The sequence below is a fragment of the Oceanobacillus neutriphilus genome, assembly GCF_014645515.1.
In the GTDB taxonomy this organism is placed as follows: Bacteria; Bacillota; Bacilli; order Bacillales; family Amphibacillaceae; genus Oceanobacillus; species Oceanobacillus neutriphilus.
The window spans coordinates 299,468-323,711 of the sequence record NZ_BMLW01000001.1 but is presented as its reverse complement, the minus strand read 5'-3'; the positions used below and the strand labels follow the sequence as shown (position 1 = coordinate 323,711).

The following is a 24,244-nucleotide window of genomic DNA, read 5'->3' as shown; positions in this document are numbered from 1 at the left end:
ATACGATCCTTTAGTAAAATGAAATTATGATTGATGAAACATACAGATGGTTTTAATGGATTTATGAATGATCGGTGAAAGGTACCTGGTTCGATCTTTCACGAGATAAACATTTCTTTTTAACACCTGATCCTTCATTTTTTTGACATGTACTGTTGGATGGTATGATTTGTTGACATAGTTTTCGGGAACAATGGTAATTCCAAGACCGCTTTCTACAAGATGATAGGCTGTTTCAAACCTTTCAATTTCAAATTGAATATTAGGGCTGACGCTTGCGTATTGAAAAGCTTTTAATATATCATTCCTTGTCTGGTATCCTTCCTTACATAATATAAAAGGCGGTTGCTTTAAATCTTCCATGGTAATAAATGCTTTGGATTGAAGAGGGTGGCCGGCTGGAATTAATGCAACAAGATTTTCTTCATATAAAAAGATGGACTCAAGCTCTTTTGTATCAATATAATAATTCGTTATGGCATAGTGGATTTCATAATTTAACAAAGCATTTTGCAGCTCAGATAAGCTGAGTAATTCAGAAATTTGAATGTGAATGTCCTGTGAATCTGATTTAATTTTTTTGATGACCTCGCTGAACCAATTTTTGGCTGTTTCGATCATGCTGATGGAAAGCTCTAATGGGCCTTCTAACCGCAGACGTTTCATCTCTTCTTCCATATCATTCATCTGATTAACTATTTTTTTTGCTTGATAATAAAAAATTTCCCCTTCTCTGGTGAGCTGTATATACGGTTTTTTTCGATGAACAAGTGAAATGCCTAAATGATTCTCTAATTTTTTTATGGATATACTTAAAGAAGGCTGCGAAATATGCAGACGTTCTGCAGCTCTTGTAAAGCTTTTCTCTTCAACCACCTTGATAAAATAATGTAATTGAGTCAAGTCCACAGGCTAATCTCCTTCAATTATAGTTTTAAACTATAAAATAATAAATTATATATATTAGTGATTATACTACACATAAAGGAGAATCCCGCCTGCCACAAGGGGCTTGGGGGGCTAATTAATTCAATTAGCCCCAGAAACAGCCCCAAGTTCCAGGCTCTTACTAAACAGCCGTACAGATTTGTCTTCCGATTCACTCAATACGTGGCCATATATCTTGTCTATCATTCGCGGAGTATTGCCTAGTCTTTCAGCTATAACTTGTGATGGTAAACCAAGATTGACAAGTATCGTGGCATGAGTGTGTCGCAACCCATGTACGTTAATAGATTTTAGATTCCAATCTTCTATAAGTTTTTTTAGGTTATTGTTTAGCATAGCACTTGCAACAGGATTGCCATGAGTTGAGATAAAGACAAAATCATCATCTTTTAAATGTTTCCCTTTGCTTAGCAATCTCTCTTTACACCAAATTTTATACTTTTTGAGTTGCGCCATTACCATAACATCGACTGGAATGGTTCTGTAACTATTTTTTGTTTTAGGTGGTCTAATGCCACTATGGCAGTCTCTTGTCCTCTCCACCGTTATAGTATTGGCCTCAAAATCTATATTTCGCCATTGTATTCCTAATGCTTCACCTTTTCTTAAGCCCGTATAGGCTAAAAAATACATTAGGCTGTAATTGGTTATATTTAAATATTCTTTAGCAAGATCCAGCAATCGATTCAATTGGAATACGTTTAGATAGTTATTTCTGACTGCTTTGAGGCTATCTTCTCCTAGGCCTGGAATCGTAATTTTATTGAATCGATTACGGGATAGGATTTCATCATCTACGGCGGCATTAATGGCAATCTTAAATATAGTGTGGTACGTCGAAACAGTGCTAGGACTATATATTTCAGTGAGTTCATTTATATATTTTAGTTTGTAAGTCGATTTATCTAATGCGGCAAGATTTTCATTGCCCAGAAGCGGTTTGATACGCAATCTGATCAAACGCTCTCTTTGAGTTTGTGTGGATGTTTTCCACTCATTTTTATGCGTCTCATACCACATATCCATCCATTGAGATACAGTAAGATTGTCTTTCTCTACTTGTTTTACGTTGCCATTTAGTAAGTCAGACTTGACCTTCAGAAGAGCCTTTAAGGCTGCATCCTCTGATGTAAAACTACTTTTTTTCTTTTCTTTCCGTTTCCCCATCGTGTCCTTGTACTTATGCCGATACATCCACAATTTTTCACCTTTTTTATTGGTGTACCAGTATAGATCTTTATCTTTTTTCGATTTGTTTAATTTAGTAGTCATGGCTTGTCTATCCCTTCATCGCGGACAGGCGTTTCTGGGGCATAGAGTTAACCACGTGTGCGTATCACCTCCTTAAATGTGAACGTATGTTCTTTTTAAGAATAAAAATTTTTTTGATCGGAAATTTCAACAACTTCCAGCGGATCGAAAAATATTGTGTAGCCGTCAATATCTACAAAAAGTCCGAATTTATCCTGGTACCGTTTTAAAGATGCTTCTACAAATTCCTCTGTTACATTTAAATAATCAGCTAATTCATACTTATTTCTAAGGTTTAATTTATGAGCTTCTATTATTTTTGATAATGGAAACACTCTCTTATGAGCCCAGGATCTTGCTTTAAGTTCCTGTTTACGATTGTCTATTTTTGTTTGATTAAGTATGTCTCCAGCTGATGTATGATAATGGCCGAGTTCTTCTGCTAAAATGCTAACCTTTTCAACAGTGGTGCTCAGACTGTTACTCAGCCAAATAATGTTATCTCCATACAATCCCTTATTTTTCATTCTTCTTATGTATACTTCTATATTATTTGTGAAACATTCCTCCATTAAATCCTCAAATAAATCCATTCTAATTCCCCTTGTTTTTCCTGGCTTCTCGTCTCATTGCAATAAACTGCTTAAACTCTTCAATTTCTTGTAGTTCTTCCTCTGTCCAATTTTCCCCATCATGGTGAGCTGCAATGGTTTCTGGTTCTATTCTACCCAAGAGATAATCGGTAGATGTTTCGAACGTTTTAGCCATTTCTAGCAGCACATTCCCGGGTGGTACTACTCTTCCGGCTTCATAATTAGCAATGTTAGTCCGTCTCATACCTAATAAATCAGCAAGTTTCTCCTGCGATATACCAAGATTATTCCTGCACAATCTAATCCTTTCACCCATTCGTTTCTTATCATTTTCATTCAATTTTAAGTCCTCCCGAAAAAAAAAGTTCATTTAAAATGACGTTTTGGGGTTGACGTTTATTAGATTGACGTGATATATTTTAAGTGTCAATTAAAAGCACAAAGAAAAGAGGTGAATAAAATGTGCGATTCACGTCGTAGAGATACATTTTCGAGATTTCGCAGATCTCTTGGTGTAACTCAACGTCAACTCTCAATAGATTTAGATGTGTCTGAAAGCCACATACGCAATATAGAAACAGGCAGGGGCAATCCAGACGCAAAACTCTTATTTAAGCTCGCTAAATATTTTGAGACAACACCCGAAAAATTATTTCCAGATTTAGCAGATGTTGAAGTAAAACGTTCTGTGTAATTTAGCTTTGTCATTATTATAAACCGTCATTTAAAATAACGCAATAGAAAATTACACTTTTATCTTTATTTTTCAGATATTTTAAATGGCAAGGAAGGTGATTCTGTGTTTCCAAGTGGAGAGATTAAGATTTCACTCGATGAAACAGCTCTTCGAAAACATATTGACGATGAACTCAGCAAGCAAATTCATCAGCAGCTTGTACTGGTAGATATTAGCAAGCTGGCCGAGTTGACATGTATGTCAGTTAAGTACTTGGAAGATGAATTACTGCATGATCCAAGGATAAGGGTTCACGAGGTCAGAAAAAAACGTAAGCGCTGGTGGATAGCTCAACCTACTTTTAAAGCGATAGTGGACATTGTGTCAGATTGGTGATTAATAAAAAAAATAATATCGGACAGGCGGTATATGGGGAGAGGACAAACCATGTTAAGTGATCATTATAAAACAGCTGATCTTCCTCTGGTTATGAAAGAGGTTGATCGGATATTTCAAGCAAGTCAGAAGGCTTTTTCGTTAGTGGAAACAGCACAGTTTGAACGTAAAGAGGATTTGATTTTTGAATTACAAGGTGCCTTTGAAAATCTTGTAACGCTTAATCAGAAAAAATTAAACGCTGAGGCAATCAAAGCAATCAACGAAGATACCAGGCGGAACATGTTCTGATGGATAAAACAGATTTCATTCTTAACTTGTTGTTCGCTGGAGCAATTGGATTTCTCTATTTAATGCTTAGTTATTCTTGAGAGGAGGTGAAAGGTGATGAGTAAAGAGGAAAAATATGCTTTTGAAGTGTACGAATTGATTGTGAAATTATTCGATAAAGAAGATGAAAATTATCAATTTGAGCTTACAGAAATTGATCTGACGGCATTTTTCACAGGAATGTTAATTGCTAATAATATGTTTTTCTTAAAAGTAACTGGGAATGATGGAGATTTGTTCGACTTTATTTCAACTCAAATGAGATTAGCGCATCAATATGCAACAAAACCTGCTGAAGAGGAAGAAATTATAGGAGGTGAATAGCATTGACGCATTGTCCTTTTTGCAAACGTAAGCCGGAAGAAACTGAGATCATTGTAGAATCAGCAAAATTTGATGGTGAAGAACCCGCGGAGTGGGTGCGAGAGTTAGATTCCACTTATCACTCTCAAACAGATATGTTTTGTTGCGATGATTGCTATATAGAGCAAGGTTTTCCATTAATGATTGACCTTGTACGAGCCTATAACGAATTCGCAAAAGAAAAACCCACTGACGGCAATCAGTAGGTCAAATAAAAATTTTATCACTTTAACTATATAACCGAAAGGGGAAATTTGCAAATGGAAATCACAGTAAACATTCAAGCACCAGGATTAGAAAAGGCAATTCAATCTTTAGCAAACGCTATGGGGGGTACTGCTCCAGCTATTGAACAGGCCACACAGCAAGCGCCAGCCCAGCAGGATACACAGCAACATGTTACGGAGCAAAATGCTCAGGTTCAACAACAATACCAGCAGGCACCTCAGCAGTACCAGCAACAAGCGCCGCAAAGTGTTCCGACACAGCAAGCACCAGTTCAACAGCAGCAGGCGCCGCAGCAACAGCAGACGGTACCGACAACGCCGACAAGCTACACACAGGATCAGTTAGCTGTAGCTGCACAGCATTTAATGGACCAGGGCAAGCAAAATGACCTGTTTGGATTGCTTAATCAATTCGGTGTACAAGCTTTAACTCAGTTGCCACAAGATCAGTACGGTAACTTTGCAACTAAACTACGTGAGCTGGGCGCTAACTTATAGGGGGTGCTTCTGTGGCTAAAACAAAAGAAATTAATCACAAGGAACGGTCCCATGCTCTTTTATCGGCAAGTGCTGCTAACAGGTGGCTTGCTTGCACACCCAGTGCAAGGTTAGAGGATGAAAAGCCTGACAGCACAAGTGTATTCGCCGAGGAAGGGACACTGGCCCATGAAATTGCTGAGTTAAAACTGACAAAGTATTTTCATCCGATGGCCAAGTCTACATTTACTCGCCGGTTGAATAAGTTCAAAAAACGTGAACTTTACCAAGATGAAATGCTGAAACACACTGAGACTTATCTTGATTATATCAAGGAGCTAACAATCAATCTGGAACAGCAACCTTATGCCGCCATTGAAAAACAGGTAGATTTCAGTCATATCGCACCGGAAGGATTTGGTACTGCAGACTGTATCATCGTTGCTGACCAAACGCTGTACGTGAATGACTTCAAATATGGCAAAGGCATACCGGTATCGGCTGAGGACAATCCTCAAATGAAACTGTATGCCCTTGGAGCCTACACAGCTTACAGCTTACTGTTTGATATTCAAAAAGTGCACATGTCCATTGTACAGCCAAGACTGGATAATATTTCAGAATTTGAAATGACGGTGTCAGATCTGCTGGCATGGGGTGATGAAATTAAGCCCATTGCTGAAAAAGCATTTAAAGGTGAAGGCGAATTTGTTCCTGGAGAGCATTGCAAGTTTTGCAAGCTAAAAGCTACTTGCCGTGCTCGTGCTGACCAATTTACAGCTTTAGATGATTTCGGCGGCAAAAAACCTCCTGAATTATCCAATGCAGAAGTTGGCCAAGTCTTAGAGAAGGCAAAAAGTATTGAATCTTGGGTTAAAGCATTGAAGGATTATGCACTTAAGGAGAGTTTGAAAGGTAAAGAGATCCCTGGATGGAAGGCAGTAGCCGGCAGAGGCTCAAGAGGCTATGTGGATGTAGATAAAGCCTTTAAACAATTGAAAGAGGCTGGCATCGATGAAGCACTACTGTATGAACGTACTCCGTTAACTGTTCCTAAGCTTGAAAAAGAGTTAGGGGCAAAACAGTACCGAGAATTGCTTGAGGAACCTGGTCATGTTCAGAAATCGCCGGGTAAGCCGACTCTTGCCCCTGCCAAGGATAAACGTATGGCGGTCACCAATGAAGTCAGTGCAGAGGAGGATTTCAAATGAACGGTATTCAAGATTGTATTGAAATCGAAAAAGACAGTAGCGGCTTCACGCTACACATAGACGGAATAGGGAGCGTCACTTGCCCCTCTATTACAGATTTGCGAACAGAGATATTGAAAGCTTTTGATAATGCAATAGAGCAAGAAATAAAGGAGTGGTAAATCATGAGCGATACAGTAGATCTTATGCTGGAAGGGAACATCTGCCAATGCTGTGGCGATTTAATAGACGGCGATGATCCAGGCTATCCAAGAGACTGCGACAGCTGCGGAGATAACAGGTAGATGGCCGAGAATTACGGCTATGGCATTTATAGCACAGTCTCAAAAAGATATATCTTCGGAATCTATGAATCAAGTAAGAATAAAGCTCGGAAGAAACTGCAAGCCAAGATTGGAAAGGATGCTTTTAGATGGCGTTTTGAAGCAAGGCGGATTAAAGCACATCCAAATGAAATTAATGCACAACTTGAGAATAAATACAAGCAAAAATTAAAGCGGAAGAAAAAGGAGAAATCTATGGGCGAAATAGCAGATCACTATGTAGATCAATTCACCTCTGGAAACTGGGGTACTTCGCACAATAATTATCAAAGGAGAGATTCATTTATGTCAGATCAATTTAATCAAACTCGAATCGTAACAGAGGAAGTACGTTTTAGCTTTGTAAACCTATTAACACCAAGAGCAATTCAAGATGGAGCGGAACCTAAATACAGTGTTACTATCCTGCTTCCTAAATCAGACTTGACAACAAAAGCAAAAATCGATGCTGCAATTGAAGCGGCAAAGCAAATCGGTAAAAGTAAGCACTGGAATAATGTTATTCCGCCTATGGTTAACATCCCAATCCATGACGGTGACGGAGTGAAGCCATCAGACGGTATGCCTTTTGGTGATGAATGCAAGGGGCATTGGGTATTTTCAGCGAGCACCAAAGCAGATCAGCCTCCTAAGGTAGTAGATGCTAACCTTAATCCGATTATGGATGCTACGGAGGTTTACAGCGGTATGTACGGCAAGATTGCTTTGAACTTTGCACCGTATAAATTTTCCGGAAAGTCCGGTGTTGGCGTTTATATTAGTACGAATGTGCAAAAAACAAGAGACGGAGAGCCATTAGGTGCAAGTGCTCCAGATGTAAGCTCCGATTTTGGACCAAGTCCAGCACCTCAACAAGGATTTAACCAGGCGCCTCCGGCTCAGCAATATGGACAGGCTCCGCAGCAGCAGCAACAGTATCAGCAAGCACCAAATCCTAACGCACAACCAGGGTTTAATTTACAGCATTTTACTCAACCAGGCCAACAACCACCACAGCAACAACAGGGATATGGCCAGGCACCGCAGCAGCCTCAGATTGATCCAGTGACAGGTCAGCCCATCAATAATGGCGGAGTGTATGGGTTGTGATTGAAAAGCTTAACATTGACATTGAAACGTATTCCAGTGTCAACCTATTAAAATCGGGATTGTACAAATATGTGCAGTCCCCTGATTTTAAAATTTTATTGTTTGCTTATTCTGTAAACGGTGGGGAAACACGTGTTATTGATCTTGAAAACGGAGATAAAATTCCGAGGGATATTGAGAAAGCTCTGTTATGGGATTCAACTGTAACTAACCACGCTTATAACGCTGCTTTTGAGTGGTATTGCTTAAGCAAGCACTATGAAATTAATCCCTTTGATTGGCTTTATCGATGGAGAGATACTATGCTTCTTGGCATGTATTGCGGTTATACAGCTGGCCTTGCAGCAACAGCGAATGCTTTAGGTCTACCGCAGGATAAACGGAAAATGACAGCTGGTAAAGCACTGATAAAGCTATTCTGTACGCCAACGAAACCAACAAAGAAAAATGCAGGTCGCACCAGGACTCTGCCACATCATGAGCCGGAGAAATGGGAAGTTTTCAAAGAGTATTGCAGGCAGGACGTAGAAGTTGAAAAGGCAATTGATGCTAAGCTAGCGAATTTCCCTGTTCCTGATGAAGAACAGAAATTGTGGGAATTAGATCAGATTATCAATGTTACTGGTGTTCAAGTAGATAGGGAACTCGTTGATGGAGCTATCCATGTGAACGACTTCATCATAAAAAAGTTGAGAGAAGAAGCGGTGGAGATTACTGGATTAAGTAACCCTAATAGTGCTGCTCAGCTTAAGGATTGGTTGGAAGAGAAGGGGTTTCCTGTTGAAGATTTACAGAAGGATACTGTTTCCAAATTAATAGATTTAGCCGACGGAGACGTTAAACGAGTTTTAGAGATCCGTCAGGAGATGTCTAAAACATCTGTTAAGAAGTTCCAGGCAATGATAGATACCGTTGGTGATGATGGCAGATCAAGAGGCTTGCTTCAATTCTACGGAGCGAATCGAACAGGCCGATGGGCTGGGCGTTTAGTTCAAGTGCAAAACCTGCCACGGAATTATATTGATTCTCTTGAGTCGGCCAGAGAATTAGTAAAAGCAAAAAATATTAATATGTTGAAATTCACTTATAGCAATGTGCCAGATATTCTATCGCAATTAATCCGTACCGGGTTCGTGCCTTCAAAAGGTCATAAATTCGCTATCTCCGATTTCAGCGCAATTGAGGCTAGGGTAATTGCTTGGTTAGCGGGGGAAGATTGGCGGATGCAAGTGTTTAAAACGCATGGCCGAATCTACGAGGCATCAGCCAGTCAAATGTTTGGAGTGCCTATTGATTTAATTGTTAAAGGCAATCCGGAATATGAACTGCGGGCAAAAGGAAAAGTTGCAGAGCTTGCTCTTGGGTACCAAGGTGCAAAAGGTGCTCTTATTCAAATGGGCGCCCTGGATATGGGCTTAGCTGAGGAAGAGTTACCGGACATCGTGCAGCTGTGGAGATCATCAAATAGGCGGATTGTAGATTTATGGTACTCCATTGAAAATGCTGCGCTTGCTGTAATGCGAACCGGACAGCCTCAAGCTGTAAAAGGAATCGTTTTAGCTCGTGAGAGTGACATCATGAATGGATTAGATTTCTTAACAGTTACTCTGCCAAGCGGGAGAAAATTGTATTATGTCAAACCTTTTCTCGCTAATAACGATTTCGATAAGGAATCGATTCACTACTACGGAATGAATCAAACGACGAAAAAATTTGAAAAGATAAACACCTATGGCGGGAAAATGGTGGAGAACATTGTCCAGGCCATTGCAAGGGACTGCTTAGCTGTAACGCTGCAACGCTTATATGAAGCCGGATATCACACGGTTATGCATATTCATGACGAGGTTGTTCTCGATGTTCCATCAGATCAGCTGGACCTGGATAAAGTAACAGAAATCATGGGGCTTCCGATTGAATGGGCTCCTGGATTGCCACTTGAAGCAGACGGGTTTGTGGCTGATTTTTATCAGAAGGATTAGGGGGATTGTATGCGAAAGAAACTACTGGATATTGGTTTTTATACTGTAATTATGATAGCTGTATTATCTGCCATTTATATGATGGTCACCATCTATGATTTAAGAGGGCAAAACCATCAGCTGCGGATAGAAAAAGAAGATCTCCGGCTTGATTATGTGGAAATGCAAATTCAGCGGGATAATCTACTTGATGGCGCTTGGCACAAAAATAACAGCCAAATGAAGGAGGATAAGTGATGGATATTAAGAGAATTTACATCTTTAATACTTGGCTTGCTGTTGGTGGGAATACACCGTGGAATATTGAAGGATATATAGAAAAAATCCAAGTTCATGCAGATAACATCTATCTTGATTTTGATTCCGGACACGAACTAAAAATTAAAACGAATGATTATATGATTTTGAAAGGAGAATCTTAATGGAAATTATTTACTCCCATCCTTGGTGGACCACGTTATGGATGTTAATTGTTGCAATCGTCATTTTAGCGATTATACCGAACAATAAAGGAGGCAAGAAGTAAATGGTCCGTACTGAAACATTGTACGAATTGAGGCAAAGGGTATCAGATCGAGAAGCAAAGACAGCTACCAAGGCCAAAAAGCTTCTTGCTAAAGGGAAGAAATTGACTTTTTCAGAGATTCAATGGCTTTTAAATAAAGAAGTGCCAAGGTCTGATATTAAAAAGGCTTTGAAGATGAACGGTAAAGATTTTGCAGATTATTTAGTACAGCATGGCATCCCTAGAATACGGACAGATAAGGAGGATATCGCTGCAATGAAAAAACCATCTGGAGACATTGAGCTGGCTAAAAAACTGCTCAGAGAGACGGATCTTTCTGTTCAAGAAATTGTAAAAAGGGCAGGAGTGACAGCCGGCTCTGTCTACTACCATAAAAAAAAAAAAACAGAAAAGAAAGCTTCCAGGCCTTCTGCTTCTGAAAAAGGAAGTGACTCCATGCCAATAAAGGAACATTTCAACAAACAGATAGAAGAGCTGGAAAGTGAGCTTAATCAGTATAGGTATGATGTTAAGGCATTGGAAGAGACTAACGCTGCTCTAAACCGCAGCCTTGATCAAGAACGGTCAAAAGTCACTGAAAGAGAAAAAATGCTTGAGCAGATGAATAAGGATCTGCATAGACTTTTCCGGGAACGAGAAGAGCTTTTACAAAAGAATAATCAAGAAAATTTGCAGAAGCAGCATGATTTGCTTTTAGAATATATCAATTTGGGAGGTTGATAAAATGGATAATTTTGTAACACTAACATTATTAGACAATAAAAGAATTTCATTTCCAGTTGATTCAATTCAGTTGGTGAAGGTTCAAGATACAGAAGAACAAGGATTGTACGGTACTAAAATTGAGTACCGTGAAAAGGAGTATGGTTTCTTTTTTGGCATTTCTAAAGAAACGTGGTCTGATGTTCAAGTGTTGTCTGTAAGGCAGAGCATGGAAACTGTTTTCGAACGTTTTGCTGCAGCAATAAAATCAAGTGCTGAGCCTGCAGAAATTGAAAACGATAATGCGGAGGAGATTTACCAACTTAAAAATGCTCTAAAAGAAATCTGGAGTAATGCGGTGGATTTAGCGCAAGTAGATCACGAGAAGGGTCAGGAATATATTTCTCTTGAAAATTTACGTGAACTTATTCAGGAGGTAGAACCGGAATGAACGATGACGCTATTAGACTATATAAAGTTGTAGAAACAGCAGATTTGAGTGCAGAAGAGCTTCAAGAAATTTTGAATAATGCAACAGATGATATGAGAGAAATGCAGATTGATCATGTTGTCGGCACAAAAATTATTCTTGGCCATGACTCACTATTAAATGCAAAAGGGAGAGAAGAAGCGAGAGTTAAACGGGCGGCAAGTAAGTTAAGCGCCGAAGCCAGTATGATTGCTAATGCTATCGCTACTGAAAACTCATTGAAACGCAGGGGGCTATCAGATGTCTAAATGCATAGAATGCGGAGAAGATTCCAGGAATGATCGGAGCTTGCTTTGTGTGGCTTGTTTCGAGAAAGCTCTAGGTAAAAAGGCATAGGGGAGGAGAATCAGAATGAATTTAGATGATTTAACAGGATTAATTAAAGTTTGGGCAATTGATAGAAATTTAGATACTGCTGATCCGTTTAAGCAGATGGCAAAGCTTGCTGAGGAACACGGGGAATTGGCTGCTTCTTTAGCGAAAGGCCGCAAGAAAGCAAAAGTAAAAGACGCAGTAGGTGACATGTACGTGGTATTGACAATTCTTTGCATGCAATTAGGCATTGATATTGAGGACTGCATAGAGGCTGCTTATGAAGAGATTGCCGATAGAAAAGGCAAGATGATTAACGGCGTTTTCGTGAAAGAAAGTGATCTGCAATGACTATTGAGGAGCTACTAGCCAAACACGCTAAAAATTTCATTGCTGAAAAAGATGCTCCAAATTACAAGCCCGGATTAGACGGTATTCAGTATAACAAAAACGGATGTATCTACGTCGTTAATGGTCATGTGCTTCTTAGAATAGTAGGTATTATGGGCAGAGAAAAGACTGAGATAAGGCACTATAAAACTGGGAAAGTATTAGACGTGAAACCATGGGCTTTTGAAAAATTCTTTGGGGATGAATTCACCGGGTCTTTTACTATAAATCCCATTGAATTAAAAAAATATATCCCTTCAATACGTGCAGCTTACGCAATTGAAAAATTTGGAATTCTGAGATTAAAAAGTGATGGTGTTTCTATTCAAGCGGCAAACATCGACAATGAGTCATTTTTTCTTAACCTATCGGATAAGTTTGAATCGGATCCCTATACGATTCGATCTATTACCTTGGATCTGAATTATTTGGCAGACATTCTGGAGTTTTTCTCTGATGCCGAGGTTGATGAAGTGTGGATTTCTATTCCAAACGGATTCAAGCCGATACTTTTTAAGGCATTAAATTATGAAGTTCTATTGATGCCCTGCAGGAGGGTTTAGCTTATGAGTTTAAAAGACATAATCGCTCAAAAGAGGAAAGAGAAAAGTGACTTAACCAAGCAACTACGAAAAATGAGAAAAGAGAAAGCTTCTCCTGAGGATTTGATACGACTGGAGAATCGGGTTAAAAAGCTTACTGATTTAATCAATCGTTTTAAACCAAGCAACACGGAGCCAAGATACGTTGACGGACTTCTTATAAATTACAAGCTTTATCAGCGTTATATTAAAAAATTAAAAGGCTTTAGTATACGCCATGAGATCCTGCCGGATAAACTGCTTATCTATTATCACGATGGAAGCACTAGAGGAAAATTGGAACTTTTTGATTTATCTGGCCCGCTTGAGGGCTTGTCCGATTTTCCAAAAGGAGAGCTCTCAAATGGCGAAACGAAAGCCTAAATGGGTGCTGCTCCATCGGATAGAGGACGGCAGAAACGTTTACCTTTATGAGCCTTTACGGAAATATGAAATCCAGTCTCGAATCCGTAAAGGCTGGAAGGTGATAGAAAGCAGGTGAAACAATGACATGGCAACACGATAGACAGATTAAAATAGCGCAGGGATCCAATAGAAAAGCTACCAGGTGGCCGACACAAGTCCTGTATTGGTCTGAGTTAGTGGACAGGCTTAAAACAGCTGTCAGAGGCACGGAGACACTGGAACAGTATCTTAAGATGCCAAAACGAGACCAGGACGAATTAAAAGACGTTGGGGGCTTCGTTGGTGGAGAGCTGCACAATGAACGCCGGAAGGCTTCCAATGTTGTCGGTAGAGACATTATTACGCTTGACCTGGACAACATTCCAGCCGGCGACACGGATCCCGTGCTGCAGCGATTAGAAGGATTAGGCTGTGCTTTTGCAACTTACAGCACCAGGAAACATGAGCCTGGCCGTCCACGTTTACGAGTACTCGCTCCACTTAATCGGACGGCTACAGCGGATGAATATGAGCCGCTGGCACGTAAATTAGCTTCCATTATTGGTATGAGCCTTGCTGATCCTACAACGTTTGAAGCAAGCAGACTGATGTACTGGCCAAGTTGTTCAAGTGACAGTCAATATGTATTTGATTACCGGGACAGACCACTATTAGACGTGGATGGCTTGCTTGCTACTTATGCCGATTGGAGAGACATCCAGGAGTGGCCAGAGGTACCAGGTGCGCAGCAATCACATGTCAGACTTGCAGCTAAACAAGGCAACCCATTAGAAAAGAACGGCATTATTGGAGCATTCTGCCGGCAATATAACATTTTTGAAGCAATTGAAACCTTTTTACCCGGAATCTATGAATCTACCGATGTGCCGGACCGATTAACCTTTGTCGATGGGTCCACAGTAGGCGGTGCGATTGTTTATGAGGATGGACTTTATCTTTATTCCCATCATGCAACGGATCCCTGTGGAGGTCGATTAGTAAACGCATTTGACTTGGTACGGCTGCATAAGTTCAGCGATTTGGACGATGATGCAAAAGCAGATACGCCTGTCAATAAGCTTCCATCTTTTACGAGCATGAGCAGTTTTGCTTTAAATGATGCGGGAGTTGCTTCAACGCTTAATAAAGAGCGGTATCGGGATGCTGTAGAAGATTTCGGAGAGGCTGCACCTGCTGACACGGATAATTATGATTGGATTCAAAAGTTAAAGCTGCATCCAAGCTCCGGGCAACCGCAAAAGACTATAGAGAATTTGCTTGTTGCATTAGAAGGCGAGAGCTCTTTAAAAGGAAGAATTCGGCTGGATGAATTTGCAGATGGGGTTGTAGGTGTTGCTCCGTTACCGTGGAGTCCAAGAGACGAGGAAGAGGGTACATTTTTATGGTCTGAAAAGGATGAATCGGGGCTTGCTTTATACCTGGAGAAAATTCTTGGTTTCCAGTCTGCGGAAAAAATAAAGCATGCGCTAAACCAGGTGTCGGCCAAGAACCGTTTTAACCCAGTGATGGACTATTTAAACGGCCTACAGTGGGATGGCGTTAAGCGATTGGACAGGCTTTTCATTGATTACCTGGGAGCTGCAGACACGGCATATACGAAAACTGTTACACGGAAGTCATTTACTGCAGCAGTGGCACGGGCTATGTCTCCGGGGGTTAAATATGACACAATGCCGGTTCTAACCGGAGCACAGGGGCTGGGTAAGACTACTCTTATTCAAAAGATGGGTCTGGCTTGGTTCAGCAACTCGTTGGAGTCATTTGAGGGAAAAGAAGCAGCTGAACTTTTACAAGGTGTATGGATCGTAGAAGTCGGTGAAATGAGTGCTTATAATAAGTCAGACTTGAACACCATTAAAGGCTTTTTAAGTCGAACAGAGGACCAATATCGGGCAGCTTATGCCCGGAAAACGGAAAGGCATCCACGCCGATGTGTTTTCTTCGGTACATCTAATAGAAGTGATTATTTAAAAGATTCAACTGGTGGCCGTCGTTTTTGGCCAATCGATTGTGGCCTGCAGCTGCCTGTTAAAAGTGTATTTCAGGATTTAGATGGTGAAATTAATCAGCTGTGGGCGGAAGCCGTTATGCACTGGCGAATAGGCGAGGCTCTGATTTTAAACGGCGACATGGCAGCTGAGGCAAAGAGGCAGCAGGAGAGTCACGCGGAACAGGATCCGTGGGACAGTGTGATAAGGGAATTCATCGATAGAAAAGTGCCAGCAGATTGGCAAAGGAAAGATATTGGTACCAGAAAATTGTATTGGTCCAGTGAATTCGGCAGCAATAATATAGAAGAAACAGAACGTGATCGGGTTTGTGCAGCAGAGGTATGGACTGAATGCTTCAATGAAAAAGTTAACCGTATGAGGCGAACAGATACGATGCGGATTAATGATATTCTAAGTAACATCGAGGGCTGGGAAAAGAAAGCCAAACCGTTCCGATACGGCCCATATGGACTCGTTAAAGGCGGGTATGTGAAGGTATAGAATCAGAACGAATGTTTGTATACTTTAAGGGGTCAAAACTGTATACTTTCTACCGTTTTGTATACTTTCCTAAAAAATGGAAGTGTATACCTTGTATACTTTGAAAATGATAGAAAGTATACAGGAAGGTATACAGCTAAACCCTTGATATATAAGTATTTATATTAATATGTATACTTTGTATACCTTATATATAAAAGAATATAAAAATAGGTAATATAGGTAGATTAGGCGTATTACCTATATGCCTAAATAGCCTAATTAGGTGCTTATACGTGTGCGTGGGGCAGAAAGTAAACAATTAATATTTGAGGTGAGTTTTAATGAGAGAAAAAGATATAGAGGAGTATCTCCGGAAAGAAGTTAAAAAAGCAGGTGGCAAGGCTTATAAATTTGAATCACCGGGGAATGATGGCGTGCCAGATCGGATTGTCATTTTCCCAGGCAATAAAATATTTTTCGTCGAGTTGAAGGCACCTGGTAAAAAGCCAAGACCACTGCAATTAAAACAGATGCGGGATTTAAGGAGTCTCAGCTGTGAAGTTCTTGTCATAGATTCTAAGCACCTAGTAGATGAGTTCATCGCTAGAAACTGCGGGCAATACTATTAAGTGGGTGAGAGAGCATGAAATTCGTACCGCATAATTATCAGCTTTACAATATCAATCGGATTATCCAGGATCCATATCTAGCCCTTTGGCTTGATATGGGGCTGGGAAAAACAGTTATCACCCTTACGGCCATTAATGATTTAAAGTTCAACCGATTTGAAGTCAATAAGATATTAGTGGTTGCACCAAAAAAAGTTGCCCAGGGAACGTGGACCAATGAAGCAAAGAAGTGGGAGCATTTAAATCTTATGCGGTTTTCCATTGTTCTGGGATCTCAAGCAAAGCGAATAAGAGCTTTAAATACACCTGCAGATGTTTATGTTATAAATCGGGATAACGTTGTATGGTTGGTCGATTACTATCGCAACAAATGGCCTTTTGACATGGTTGTCCTTGACGAGTCATCCAGCTTCAAGAATCCACAGTCAAAACGATTTAAAGCCTTGAAGAACGTGAGAAATCATATTAAGAGACAGGTCCAGTTAACCGGAACACCATCGCCAAATGGATTAATTGACGTGTGGTCACAGATATATTTATTGGACGGTGGGCAACGATTAGGAAAGACCATAACCGGGTTCCGTGAACGGTATTTTGAACCAGACCAACGAAATAGGGATAGGGTTTTCTCATACGCACCAAAAGATGGCGCTGATAACCGGATACATGAACTACTAAATGATGTTGTTGTCAGTATGAAAGCATCTGATTATATCGAGCTTCCACCGGTTACTTACAATACGGTTCCAGTAGTTTTGGATCCTAAGGCGAAAAATTCATATGAGAAATTGGAAAAGGAAATGCTTTTGGAAGTCGATGAGGCAGAAATCACGGCAGCATCAGCAGCAGTATTAGGTAATAAGCTTTTGCAGCTGTGCAACGGGGCTGTTTACGATGAAGATAGAAATATAGTACAAATCCATGATAATAAGTTAGAGGCTTTTCTTGAATTGATTGATGCCCTAAACGGATCTCCAGCACTAGTTTTTTATAATTTCCAACATGATAAATCTCGAATCACAGAAGCGTTGAAAAAGTCAAAATTGCGGGTGAGGGAGTTAAAGACAGCCCAGGATGAAGCTGATTGGAACAACAAAGAAATTGATATTCTTTTGGCACACCCAGCCTCAGCAGGCTACGGCTTAAACTTGCAGCAGGGAGGAAACCATATAATTTGGTTTGGACTTAATTGGAATCTAGAACTCTATCAACAAGCAAATGCAAGACTTGCAAGGCAAGGGCAAAAGGAAAAGGTGTTTATCCATCAGCTTTCTGTACTTGGAGGCATGGATCAAAATGTAGAGGAAGCACTTGCAGGTAAAGCAGATATACAGAATAGTCTTTTAGCAGCATTAAAAGCCCGTATTGAAAAAGTGAAGGGGGAATAGCCATGCACCTAACAGAAAAACAGATAAAATTAATTACAGAAATAGCTTCAAAGGAAGCCGTGAAGGCTTTTAAATTGGATTTAGAAAAACAAGAGTCGGCTAAACATGATAGACGGCTGCATAATATTAAATTGCTATTAAAGCATTACCGATCACTAGTACTGCATTGTAAAGATATAGAGGTTGACATGGAGACGTTTCAGAATATGTCCATTCAGGATTTAGATATAGATGAAATCAATCTTGAGACGATACAGTCTATCAAACAGAGTAAAAAGAAATCTCTTGCCATGATGTATTTTATCAAAGGGAAGATTGAATCCTATAAACAGACGTGCAGTTCTAGGGAACTTAGATATTATCGAGTATTAGAAAAGAAATATATCAGTGATAGGAAATATACGATTGATGAAATTGCTGCGACTGAGCATATCGACCGAGCAACAGTACACAGGCATCTTCAAAAGGCACTTGAAGAGCTGCCGGTTATCTTTTTTGGAGTAGATGCCATTCCGTTGGATAGGTAATTGCAATAAAAACGCACGGCACTGCGACTCTTTATGTGTTAATGTGGTAGTGTGGAAAAATACCACAAATACACATCCTATATGCGTAATTATTTGTAAAATGAATTGCTATGTAGATGCAGAGCCCTGGAAACGTTCTGCATCGCCCCACATCCCTTTTTGAGGTTAGATTTATTTCTAGCCTCTACCTTTTTTATCGAGCGTATGGTAAAATTTACTTAAAAACTACGGGAGATGGGCGCATGGCAGAAGAAACATTATTGGATTTTGAAATGGATATGTTTGGAATCAAGAGTGATAGAATCCCAAGGGAATACTACACGTTGACCAATGAAAGGCTTAAAACACGTAAACAGGGCATCATGACGAAAACACTAAGCGATATTGAGCTTTATAAGATTAAGGATCTTACGGTTACACAGAAAATGTCCGAGAAATTGAGGAACATTGGAGACATTGAGGTTTTGAGTTCTGATGAATCGGATCCAAAATTCGTACTTAAAAAAGTTAAAGACCCACATAACATAAGAGAGAAAATCCGTTCTGCAGCTAAGGAAGCAAGAAAAGCAGAAGGAGTATCATATAGGCAAGACGTTTAAAGCATCCAATTCGGGTGCTTTTTTATTTTGCAGAAAAGGAGGTGATTGGCATGACAAAAGGTGACAAATATAAACCGACTGCAGCTGAAAAAAAGTTACTAGAAGTATTGATAAATCCTGAATTTGTAGGCTTAAGTGTTAAAAACATATGTAATCTTGCCGGAGTAAGCAGGAATAAATACTATGATGCTATGAAAAAGCCAGCTTTTCAGGAGTTAGTCAAGAATACTACTCTTGAATTGGTTAAAGGTAAAATAGGAAATGTGTTAAATGCAACCTATGCCTATGCGCTTGGGGAGAAAGGACACCAGGACCGAAAAATATTATTGACTATGGCCGGATTATATGTAGATAAACAAGATGTCAATCACTCTGGATCTGTAGATATTTCAAGTCGAGCAAAAGAGATTGACGATTATTTAAATGGTGATACTTCATGACACCTAAGCAAGTGCAGTATTTAAATTTAATAAAAAAAGAACCTGTAAAATTTGGTCACTGGACAGGATTTAAGGATCTAGTCGGCATTCACAACGAATGGATTAGGTCTTTTTTGTTTGGGAATGAGGACCAGACGCTCTTAGCTCACAGGGGGAGTTATAAAACAACCTGTTTAGCCATAGCAATTGCATTATTAATTGTACTGCAGCCAAATAAGAATATCATCTTTTTTCGAAAGACTGATACTGACGTTATTGAGATTGTGATCCAGGTAAAGAAGATATTACTGAGTGATTATTTTCAAAAACTCACCTGGGTAATGTTTGGCGTGGATCTTGTCTTGCTTAAGGAAAACAGTTATGAGATTGATACAAATTTAAAAACGTCAGCACGAGGAACTTCTCAGCTTCTTGGAATGGGTATTAAAGCATCTATTACTGGTAAGCATGCTGACATTGTTATTACCGATGATATTGTCAATGTGAAGGACCGAGTCAGTAAGGCAGAGAGAGAATATATCAAGCTGCAGTACCAGGAATTACAGAACGTAAAAAATAGAGGCGGCCGATTCATTAACACTGGAACGCCTTGGCATAAAGAGGATGCTATTAACTCTATGCCCAATGTTACTAAGTATGACTGCTATCAGACCGGGCTCATAAATAAGGAGCAGCTGCAGAAATTAAGAGATAGCATGTCACCTTCACTTTTTGCAGCAAACTATGAATTGAAACACATAGCGGATGCTGATGCAATGTTCAGTACTCCGAAGTATACAAGTGAGACAGAGCTTATATATGACGGATTGGCTCATACTGACGCTTCATATGGAGGTTCAGATGCAACTGCTTTTACCATTCTCAAAAAACAAGGAGATAGAATCATAGGATTCGGTAAGCGTTGGGAAAAGCATGTTGACGACTGTTTAAGTGAAATAGCCGCTTATCATAAAGAGTATCGAGCTGGAACTGTTCATGTTGAGAATAATGCGGATAAAGGTTACCTGGCTAAGGAATTTGAAAGCATAAATGTTCCAACAAATCGCTATCATGAATCCCAAAATAAATTTATAAAAATCACAACGTATCTACGTAAGTACTGGTCACAGATTGAGTGGCTAGAGGACACAGATCCTGAATATATTAGTGAGATATTAGATTATACCGAAAATGCAGAGCATGATGATTCACCGGATAGTGCAGCAAGTTTATTACGAGCACTAGAAAATAAAACAACAGTGAAATTATTTAAAGGAGGGTTGTAAGTGGAGATATTTACAATGGATCGTGAAGAAGAATTGTCGGTCGAAAAGCTGCAGGAGTTTTTAGACGGTCATGCTAAAAGGCAGCCCCGATATAAACGCATGAAAGATATGTACGAAAATGACCATGAAATATTGCACCAGGAAGATAAAGAAATGGGTAAGCCGGATAACCGTTTAGTAGTCAACTTTGCAAAATACATAGTGGACACTTTAAACGGTTATTTTATTGGTATTCCGGTTAAAACGGTCCATGATAACAAAGATATAGCTGACAAGCTAAAAACCATTGCTAAGCGAAATAGCCAGAATGATAACAATGCTGAATTGTCTAAGCTTTGCTCTATTTACGGCCATGCTTATGAATTCCTTTACCAGGATGAAGAAGCCCGTACCAGGGTGACATACATTAAGCCACAAGAGGCCTTTCTTATTTACGATGATACGATTGCTCAAGAGCCGTTGTACGGCGTGAGAGTTATAAAAGATAAAGAAGGCAGGTCCAAGGGCTCTATCTACTCTAAGGAAGACGAACGTCATTTTTATACAGGTGAAGATGGATTGATAATTGAGCAAGAATCCATTGATCACTTTTTCCAAGACGTTCCCCTAATCGAGTATGTGGAAAACGAGGAGCGGCAATCAGCTTTTGAAAGCGTGGAGTCATTAATCAATGCCAATGACAAAGGACTATCAGAGAAAGCAAATGACGTGGATTATTTTGCAGATGCTTATCTTGCTGTTTTGGGTGCTGAGTTGGACGAGGACACCTTGAAAGAGATAAAAGATAGCAGAGTTATCAATTTAAAAGGCGGCGATACGGACAAAATCATCCTTGAATTTTTAGATAAGCCAAATGCAGATGAAACGCAGGAAAACCTGCTTAATCGAGTAGAACGATTAATATTTCAGATTTCTATGGTCGCGAATATAAGTGATGAAAAGTTCGGAACATCGACAGGGATTGCATTAAAATTTAAGCTGCAACCGATGGAGAATATCTCATTAATGAAAGAACGCAAGTTTAACAAGGGCATGAATCGCCGATTTAAAATGATGTTTTCCATCCCTACCAATTTTGGAGTGGATCCGGAGGAGTATTTAAATATTGATTATATCTTTAAGCGCAACATCCCAAACAACGTATTAGAAGAGGCGGAAGCTTCAAGTAAGCTATCCGGAATTGCTTCAAAACGCACTCAGCTTGGCATGCTTTCTGTTGTAGATAATGTCCAGGATGAACTGGACCAAATTGAAAAGGAAAAAGATGAAAAAGGGATTAACTCCTTTAATCGTGATATGAATACATCCCTTATCCAGCAACAGAAGCAGCAGGAAGTGATAGAAGATGGCCAAGAGTAGGAGTTACTGGGAAAAACGCCATGGACAGTGGATATCTAATCAAGACAAAATGGATGCAGCTGCAAGCGCTAAGCTAGCAAAAGATTATGCCAGGACATCCAGGGAGCTTGAAAAGGAGATCTCTTCTTACTTCCAGAGGTATGGAAAAGATAATGTCATAGAGTTTCGTGTCATGCTGCAGGACATGGACGAGGAGGACAGGAATCTACTTTTCCAGGATATGGAGGCTTTTGCGGAAAAATATCCGGAACATGCAGGCCTCTTACCAGTGAGAGAAAGTATATATAAGCTTAATAGACTGGAAGGGCTGCACTATTCCACTCAGATAAAGCTGCTGGAGCTTGGAGCCCTGGAGCATGCAGAATTTGAGAAGCACTTACGGAAGACATACGGGAAACGTTATGAACAAATGCTGAAAGAGCTTGGCATTGGTAACTCATTTCTCAGTATTAATGATGAGGTTGTCAGAGACACCATCTATACAAAATGGGTCAATGACGAAAATTTCTCAGATCGAATATGGAAGAATAAGGAGAAGCTTGTTAATCATCTGCAGACTAGAGTCAGAGACGGACTTATTCGGGGCGACAATTACGCTAAGATGTCAAAAGAGGTCCAGGACAGGTTCAACGTTGGGGCAAATGATGCAAGGCGTTTGATTTGGACTGAATCATCCTTCGTATATAACCAGTCACATGTTCACGCTTATGTGTCAGCTGGATCAGAGAGATACAGGTTGTCCGCTCTTATTGATAGCCGAACAAGTGATATATGCAGAGAGTTCGATAAGAGGGCTCAAAAAGGAGAAACATTCCGATTTGATGAAATCATTGTCGGCGTGAATTTCCCACCTTTTCATACCTGGTGCAGGACTACTTTTATTGGAGAGCTTGACGATTAATTTTAGGAGGTAAACTATTGGACTTTCAGCAAGCAAAAAGAAGAAAAGAGCGAGGCCAGACCAATGAGGAATTCCTAAATATGGTTTTTGAGAATATAAAAGACTTCGATGAAATCACTATCACTGTTAGACAGCCTGATGGAGAGATTGAAACATGGTACAGCCAAGATAGCGACCTATCTATTTTGGGAATGCTTGAGGTGGCGAAAGGTCAAAAACTAAGAGAAATGGAGGTGTAGCATGAAATTAGAGACCAATTCCGGTATGACAAGAACGGAATTCATTAATAATTACATTGCGTGTAACAAATCTCAAGTAAATACGGATAAAGTTTCAGATACCTATCACACTTTTGAAGAACTTTATTATCATCGCATGGTGCTGTTCAGCATAATTTGCAAACAGAGTAACGAGCGAGCTTGGAAATCTTGGCAGCATGATGACGGAACGATGTTCGATGGATACTTTATAGTTGGGGTAGAAACCGTAGAAGGTCATTACACTTACCACTATCATGAGAAATACTGGGAAATGTTCGATGTTCAAGAGCTGGAGAGGGCTCCAGAGTACGACGGACACAAGCCAGAGGACATATCCAGATTATTAACATTAAAGTAGCCAGCACCTTGCAATAATTACGCAGGTGCTATTTTTATGCCCAAAACATGCTTAAGGCTTTAAACTGCGCAAGGACAAAACAGACAACAAAGTCTATAAAAAAGGAGATTAATAACATGCCATTTATGAATGAGGAACTTTTTAAATTGAACCTTCAATTTTTCGCCGAACCGGGAGAGGAAACTCCAGCTGAGGAAGAGCAGGAAGATAAGTCAGGCGGCAATGAGCCACCAGAGGATGATCCTAACAAAAATAAGGAGCCTACTTTTACTCAAAAGCAAGTCGATAAAATGATTAAGGACCGCCTTGCCCGAGAGAAAAAGGATAAGGAGGATGCTGTAGCAGAAGCTGAGAAACTTGCCAAAATGAATGCCGAACAAAAAAGGGAGTATGAATTTGAAAAGCTCCAACGTGAAAACGAAGAATTAAAGGCAGCTCAAAATAAATATGAGCTTGGCAAGGAAGCAACAAAGATGCTTGCCGAATCTAGCATCACTGCTACGGATGAAATTCTGGACTTTGTGGTCCGTGAGGATGCTGAAAAAACAGGTGAAGCCGTAAAAGCCTTTAGCGAATTGGTGGATAAGATTGCTGATGAGCGAATGACAGAAAAGTTGAAAGGTAAGCCGCCGAAGAAGCAAACCGGTCAGGTCGGAACCATGTCGAAGGAAGAAATTATGAAGGTGCAAGACACTTCTAAGCGCCACAAGTTAATACAGGAAAACATGCACCTGTTTAAATAAGAGGAGGA

The 24,244-nt window shown here is 39.9% G+C and carries 35 protein-coding genes; 31 read left to right on the top strand and 4 right to left on the bottom strand.

Features of this window, described 5'->3' with window-relative positions:
• Positions 1 to 24 precede the first annotated feature (24 nt).
• The 4 genes from IEX29_RS01485 to IEX29_RS01470 form a co-directional block, all read right to left on the bottom strand.
• Complete coding sequence (locus IEX29_RS01485; RefSeq protein WP_188732779.1) at positions 25 to 909, bottom strand: LysR family transcriptional regulator; 885 nt, start codon at positions 907 to 909, stop codon at positions 25 to 27.
• Between the two features lie 120 nt (positions 910 to 1,029).
• Positions 1,030 to 2,220, bottom strand: coding sequence for a site-specific integrase (locus IEX29_RS01480; RefSeq protein ID WP_188732778.1), 1,191 nt, complete (start codon positions 2,218 to 2,220; stop codon positions 1,030 to 1,032).
• A 95-nt stretch (positions 2,221 to 2,315) separates the two neighbouring features.
• Positions 2,316 to 2,792, bottom strand: coding sequence for an ImmA/IrrE family metallo-endopeptidase (locus IEX29_RS01475; protein WP_188732777.1), 477 nt, complete (start codon positions 2,790 to 2,792; stop codon positions 2,316 to 2,318).
• 1 nt (position 2,793) lies between these two features.
• The gene (locus IEX29_RS01470) at positions 2,794 to 3,132 is read right to left on the bottom strand and encodes a helix-turn-helix domain-containing protein (RefSeq protein ID WP_229720039.1); all 339 of its coding nucleotides are present in this window, start codon (positions 3,130 to 3,132) and stop codon (positions 2,794 to 2,796) included.
• A gap of 120 nt (positions 3,133 to 3,252) precedes the next feature.
• Between IEX29_RS01470 and IEX29_RS01465 the strand changes: the two genes are divergently transcribed.
• From IEX29_RS01465 to IEX29_RS01315, 31 genes are all read left to right on the top strand, one after another.
• Positions 3,253 to 3,486 (top strand): helix-turn-helix transcriptional regulator, encoded by a 234-nt coding sequence (locus tag IEX29_RS01465; RefSeq protein WP_188732775.1) that lies wholly within the window; start codon positions 3,253 to 3,255, stop codon positions 3,484 to 3,486.
• Between the two features lie 105 nt (positions 3,487 to 3,591).
• Positions 3,592 to 3,864 carry a hypothetical protein gene (locus IEX29_RS01460; RefSeq protein WP_188732774.1) on the top strand — a complete coding sequence of 91 codons (273 nt, stop codon included), beginning with the start codon at positions 3,592 to 3,594 and terminating at the stop codon, positions 3,862 to 3,864.
• A 51-nt stretch (positions 3,865 to 3,915) separates the two neighbouring features.
• On the top strand, positions 3,916 to 4,155 hold the full coding sequence (locus IEX29_RS01455) for a hypothetical protein (RefSeq protein WP_188732773.1): 240 nt from the start codon (positions 3,916 to 3,918) through the stop codon (positions 4,153 to 4,155).
• A gap of 96 nt (positions 4,156 to 4,251) precedes the next feature.
• A complete protein-coding gene (locus IEX29_RS01450; RefSeq protein WP_188732772.1) occupies positions 4,252 to 4,518 on the top strand; it encodes a hypothetical protein in 267 nt (88 codons plus the stop codon).
• Between the two features lie 2 nt (positions 4,519 to 4,520).
• On the top strand, positions 4,521 to 4,763 hold the full coding sequence (locus IEX29_RS01445; protein WP_188732771.1) for a hypothetical protein: 243 nt from the start codon (positions 4,521 to 4,523) through the stop codon (positions 4,761 to 4,763).
• Positions 4,764 to 4,883: 120 nt separating this feature from the next.
• On the top strand, positions 4,884 to 5,282 hold the full coding sequence (locus tag IEX29_RS01440; protein ID WP_188732770.1) for a hypothetical protein: 399 nt from the start codon (positions 4,884 to 4,886) through the stop codon (positions 5,280 to 5,282).
• An 11-nt stretch (positions 5,283 to 5,293) separates the two neighbouring features.
• Entirely contained in the window at positions 5,294 to 6,472 is a 1,179-nt protein-coding gene (locus IEX29_RS01435; RefSeq protein WP_204799011.1) for a DUF2800 domain-containing protein, read from the top strand.
• Positions 6,469 to 6,633, top strand: a complete 165-nt coding sequence (locus IEX29_RS01430) for a hypothetical protein (RefSeq protein WP_188732769.1) — start codon at positions 6,469 to 6,471, stop codon at positions 6,631 to 6,633. The genes IEX29_RS01435 and IEX29_RS01430 overlap by 4 nt, the downstream gene beginning before the upstream one ends.
• A 123-nt stretch (positions 6,634 to 6,756) precedes the next feature.
• A complete protein-coding gene (locus tag IEX29_RS01425; protein WP_204799010.1) occupies positions 6,757 to 7,884 on the top strand; it encodes a DUF2815 family protein in 1,128 nt (375 codons plus the stop codon).
• Positions 7,884 to 9,866 carry a DNA polymerase gene (locus IEX29_RS01420; protein ID WP_188733040.1) on the top strand — a complete coding sequence of 661 codons (1,983 nt, stop codon included), beginning with the start codon at positions 7,884 to 7,886 and terminating at the stop codon, positions 9,864 to 9,866. Before IEX29_RS01425 ends, IEX29_RS01420 begins: the two co-directional genes overlap by 1 nt.
• A 9-nt stretch (positions 9,867 to 9,875) precedes the next feature.
• Entirely contained in the window at positions 9,876 to 10,103 is a 228-nt protein-coding gene (locus IEX29_RS01415) for a hypothetical protein (RefSeq protein WP_188732768.1), read from the top strand.
• Positions 10,103 to 10,288, top strand: a complete 186-nt coding sequence (locus IEX29_RS01410; protein WP_188732767.1) for a hypothetical protein — start codon at positions 10,103 to 10,105, stop codon at positions 10,286 to 10,288. Before IEX29_RS01415 ends, IEX29_RS01410 begins: the two co-directional genes overlap by 1 nt.
• A gap of 104 nt (positions 10,289 to 10,392) precedes the next feature.
• Positions 10,393 to 11,112 (top strand): TetR family transcriptional regulator, encoded by a 720-nt coding sequence (locus IEX29_RS01405; RefSeq protein ID WP_188732766.1) that lies wholly within the window; start codon positions 10,393 to 10,395, stop codon positions 11,110 to 11,112.
• A 4-nt stretch (positions 11,113 to 11,116) separates the two neighbouring features.
• On the top strand, positions 11,117 to 11,545 hold the full coding sequence (locus IEX29_RS01400) for a hypothetical protein (RefSeq protein WP_188732765.1): 429 nt from the start codon (positions 11,117 to 11,119) through the stop codon (positions 11,543 to 11,545).
• A complete protein-coding gene (locus tag IEX29_RS01395) occupies positions 11,542 to 11,832 on the top strand; it encodes a hypothetical protein (RefSeq protein WP_188732764.1) in 291 nt (96 codons plus the stop codon). The genes IEX29_RS01400 and IEX29_RS01395 overlap by 4 nt, the downstream gene beginning before the upstream one ends.
• A 103-nt stretch (positions 11,833 to 11,935) precedes the next feature.
• Positions 11,936 to 12,247 carry a MazG-like family protein gene (locus tag IEX29_RS01390; RefSeq protein WP_188732763.1) on the top strand — a complete coding sequence of 104 codons (312 nt, stop codon included), beginning with the start codon at positions 11,936 to 11,938 and terminating at the stop codon, positions 12,245 to 12,247.
• Positions 12,244 to 12,849 (top strand): beta clamp domain-containing protein, encoded by a 606-nt coding sequence (locus tag IEX29_RS01385; protein WP_188732762.1) that lies wholly within the window; start codon positions 12,244 to 12,246, stop codon positions 12,847 to 12,849. Before IEX29_RS01390 ends, IEX29_RS01385 begins: the two co-directional genes overlap by 4 nt.
• 3 nt (positions 12,850 to 12,852) lie before the next feature.
• Complete coding sequence (locus tag IEX29_RS01380) at positions 12,853 to 13,251, top strand: hypothetical protein (protein WP_188732761.1); 399 nt, start codon at positions 12,853 to 12,855, stop codon at positions 13,249 to 13,251.
• Positions 13,232 to 13,369: a hypothetical protein gene (locus IEX29_RS01375; RefSeq protein ID WP_188732760.1), complete on the top strand. Its 138-nt coding sequence runs from the start codon at positions 13,232 to 13,234 to the stop codon at positions 13,367 to 13,369. Before IEX29_RS01380 ends, IEX29_RS01375 begins: the two co-directional genes overlap by 20 nt.
• Positions 13,370 to 13,373: 4 nt before the next feature.
• Entirely contained in the window at positions 13,374 to 15,785 is a 2,412-nt protein-coding gene (locus IEX29_RS01370) for a virulence-associated E family protein (RefSeq protein WP_188732759.1), read from the top strand.
• A gap of 323 nt (positions 15,786 to 16,108) precedes the next feature.
• Positions 16,109 to 16,396, top strand: coding sequence for a PDDEXK family nuclease (locus tag IEX29_RS01365; RefSeq protein WP_188732758.1), 288 nt, complete (start codon positions 16,109 to 16,111; stop codon positions 16,394 to 16,396).
• Positions 16,397 to 16,410: 14 nt separating this feature from the next.
• A complete protein-coding gene (locus IEX29_RS01360) occupies positions 16,411 to 17,784 on the top strand; it encodes a DEAD/DEAH box helicase family protein (RefSeq protein WP_188732757.1) in 1,374 nt (457 codons plus the stop codon).
• A 2-nt stretch (positions 17,785 to 17,786) separates the two neighbouring features.
• Positions 17,787 to 18,311, top strand: a complete 525-nt coding sequence (locus tag IEX29_RS01355) for a hypothetical protein (protein ID WP_204799009.1) — start codon at positions 17,787 to 17,789, stop codon at positions 18,309 to 18,311.
• Between the two features lie 242 nt (positions 18,312 to 18,553).
• Positions 18,554 to 18,910, top strand: coding sequence for a PH domain-containing protein (locus tag IEX29_RS01350; RefSeq protein ID WP_188732756.1), 357 nt, complete (start codon positions 18,554 to 18,556; stop codon positions 18,908 to 18,910).
• Positions 18,911 to 18,960: 50 nt separating this feature from the next.
• Positions 18,961 to 19,350, top strand: coding sequence for a phBC6A51 family helix-turn-helix protein (locus IEX29_RS01345; RefSeq protein WP_188732755.1), 390 nt, complete (start codon positions 18,961 to 18,963; stop codon positions 19,348 to 19,350).
• Positions 19,347 to 20,615: a terminase large subunit domain-containing protein gene (locus IEX29_RS01340; RefSeq protein WP_188732754.1), complete on the top strand. Its 1,269-nt coding sequence runs from the start codon at positions 19,347 to 19,349 to the stop codon at positions 20,613 to 20,615. Before IEX29_RS01345 ends, IEX29_RS01340 begins: the two co-directional genes overlap by 4 nt.
• Positions 20,616 to 21,974: a phage portal protein gene (locus IEX29_RS01335; RefSeq protein WP_188732753.1), complete on the top strand. Its 1,359-nt coding sequence runs from the start codon at positions 20,616 to 20,618 to the stop codon at positions 21,972 to 21,974. It begins immediately after the preceding gene.
• Positions 21,961 to 22,875, top strand: a complete 915-nt coding sequence (locus tag IEX29_RS01330) for a minor capsid protein (RefSeq protein ID WP_188732752.1) — start codon at positions 21,961 to 21,963, stop codon at positions 22,873 to 22,875. Before IEX29_RS01335 ends, IEX29_RS01330 begins: the two co-directional genes overlap by 14 nt.
• A 17-nt stretch (positions 22,876 to 22,892) precedes the next feature.
• A complete protein-coding gene (locus IEX29_RS01325) occupies positions 22,893 to 23,114 on the top strand; it encodes a hypothetical protein (RefSeq protein WP_188732751.1) in 222 nt (73 codons plus the stop codon).
• Position 23,115: 1 nt separating this feature from the next.
• Positions 23,116 to 23,493: a WDGH domain-containing protein gene (locus IEX29_RS01320; RefSeq protein ID WP_204799015.1), complete on the top strand. Its 378-nt coding sequence runs from the start codon at positions 23,116 to 23,118 to the stop codon at positions 23,491 to 23,493.
• A 116-nt stretch (positions 23,494 to 23,609) separates the two neighbouring features.
• Positions 23,610 to 24,236, top strand: coding sequence for a DUF4355 domain-containing protein (locus IEX29_RS01315; RefSeq protein WP_188732750.1), 627 nt, complete (start codon positions 23,610 to 23,612; stop codon positions 24,234 to 24,236).
• The last annotated feature ends 8 nt before the right edge of the window (positions 24,237 to 24,244 follow it).

Bases quoted from the DNA above. Each gene is read 5' to 3' on its own strand.
- IEX29_RS01330 (WP_188732752.1), top strand. From the start codon at position 21,961: ATGGCCAAGAGTAGGAGTTACTGGGAAAAACGCCATGGACAGTGGATA.
- IEX29_RS01315 (WP_188732750.1), top strand. From the start codon at position 23,610: ATGCCATTTATGAATGAGGAACTTTTTAAATTGAACCTTCAATTTTTC.
- IEX29_RS01345 (WP_188732755.1), top strand. From the start codon at position 18,961: ATGACAAAAGGTGACAAATATAAACCGACTGCAGCTGAAAAAAAGTTA.
- IEX29_RS01375 (WP_188732760.1), top strand. From the start codon at position 13,232: ATGGCGAAACGAAAGCCTAAATGGGTGCTGCTCCATCGGATAGAGGAC.
- IEX29_RS01320 (WP_204799015.1), top strand. From the start codon at position 23,116: ATGAAATTAGAGACCAATTCCGGTATGACAAGAACGGAATTCATTAAT.
- IEX29_RS01360 (WP_188732757.1), top strand. From the start codon at position 16,411: ATGAAATTCGTACCGCATAATTATCAGCTTTACAATATCAATCGGATT.
- IEX29_RS01400 (WP_188732765.1), top strand. From the start codon at position 11,117: ATGGATAATTTTGTAACACTAACATTATTAGACAATAAAAGAATTTCA.
- IEX29_RS01385 (WP_188732762.1), top strand. From the start codon at position 12,244: ATGACTATTGAGGAGCTACTAGCCAAACACGCTAAAAATTTCATTGCT.
- IEX29_RS01350 (WP_188732756.1), top strand. From the start codon at position 18,554: ATGGCAGAAGAAACATTATTGGATTTTGAAATGGATATGTTTGGAATC.
- IEX29_RS01425 (WP_204799010.1), top strand. From the start codon at position 6,757: ATGGCCGAGAATTACGGCTATGGCATTTATAGCACAGTCTCAAAAAGA.
- IEX29_RS01340 (WP_188732754.1), top strand. From the start codon at position 19,347: ATGACACCTAAGCAAGTGCAGTATTTAAATTTAATAAAAAAAGAACCT.
- IEX29_RS01380 (WP_188732761.1), top strand. From the start codon at position 12,853: ATGAGTTTAAAAGACATAATCGCTCAAAAGAGGAAAGAGAAAAGTGAC.
- IEX29_RS01430 (WP_188732769.1), top strand. From the start codon at position 6,469: ATGAACGGTATTCAAGATTGTATTGAAATCGAAAAAGACAGTAGCGGC.
- IEX29_RS01410 (WP_188732767.1), top strand. From the start codon at position 10,103: ATGGATATTAAGAGAATTTACATCTTTAATACTTGGCTTGCTGTTGGT.
- IEX29_RS01440 (WP_188732770.1), top strand. From the start codon at position 4,884: ATGGGGGGTACTGCTCCAGCTATTGAACAGGCCACACAGCAAGCGCCA.
- IEX29_RS01405 (WP_188732766.1), top strand. From the start codon at position 10,393: ATGGTCCGTACTGAAACATTGTACGAATTGAGGCAAAGGGTATCAGAT.
- IEX29_RS01370 (WP_188732759.1), top strand. From the start codon at position 13,374: ATGACATGGCAACACGATAGACAGATTAAAATAGCGCAGGGATCCAAT.
- IEX29_RS01395 (WP_188732764.1), top strand. From the start codon at position 11,542: ATGAACGATGACGCTATTAGACTATATAAAGTTGTAGAAACAGCAGAT.
- IEX29_RS01475 (WP_188732777.1), bottom strand. From the start codon at position 2,792: ATGGATTTATTTGAGGATTTAATGGAGGAATGTTTCACAAATAATATA.
- IEX29_RS01455 (WP_188732773.1), top strand. From the start codon at position 3,916: ATGTTAAGTGATCATTATAAAACAGCTGATCTTCCTCTGGTTATGAAA.
- IEX29_RS01355 (WP_204799009.1), top strand. From the start codon at position 17,787: ATGCACCTAACAGAAAAACAGATAAAATTAATTACAGAAATAGCTTCA.
- IEX29_RS01480 (WP_188732778.1), bottom strand. From the start codon at position 2,220: ATGACTACTAAATTAAACAAATCGAAAAAAGATAAAGATCTATACTGG.
- IEX29_RS01390 (WP_188732763.1), top strand. From the start codon at position 11,936: ATGAATTTAGATGATTTAACAGGATTAATTAAAGTTTGGGCAATTGAT.
- IEX29_RS01450 (WP_188732772.1), top strand. From the start codon at position 4,252: ATGAGTAAAGAGGAAAAATATGCTTTTGAAGTGTACGAATTGATTGTG.
- IEX29_RS01365 (WP_188732758.1), top strand. From the start codon at position 16,109: ATGAGAGAAAAAGATATAGAGGAGTATCTCCGGAAAGAAGTTAAAAAA.
- IEX29_RS01465 (WP_188732775.1), top strand. From the start codon at position 3,253: ATGTGCGATTCACGTCGTAGAGATACATTTTCGAGATTTCGCAGATCT.
- IEX29_RS01415 (WP_188732768.1), top strand. From the start codon at position 9,876: ATGCGAAAGAAACTACTGGATATTGGTTTTTATACTGTAATTATGATA.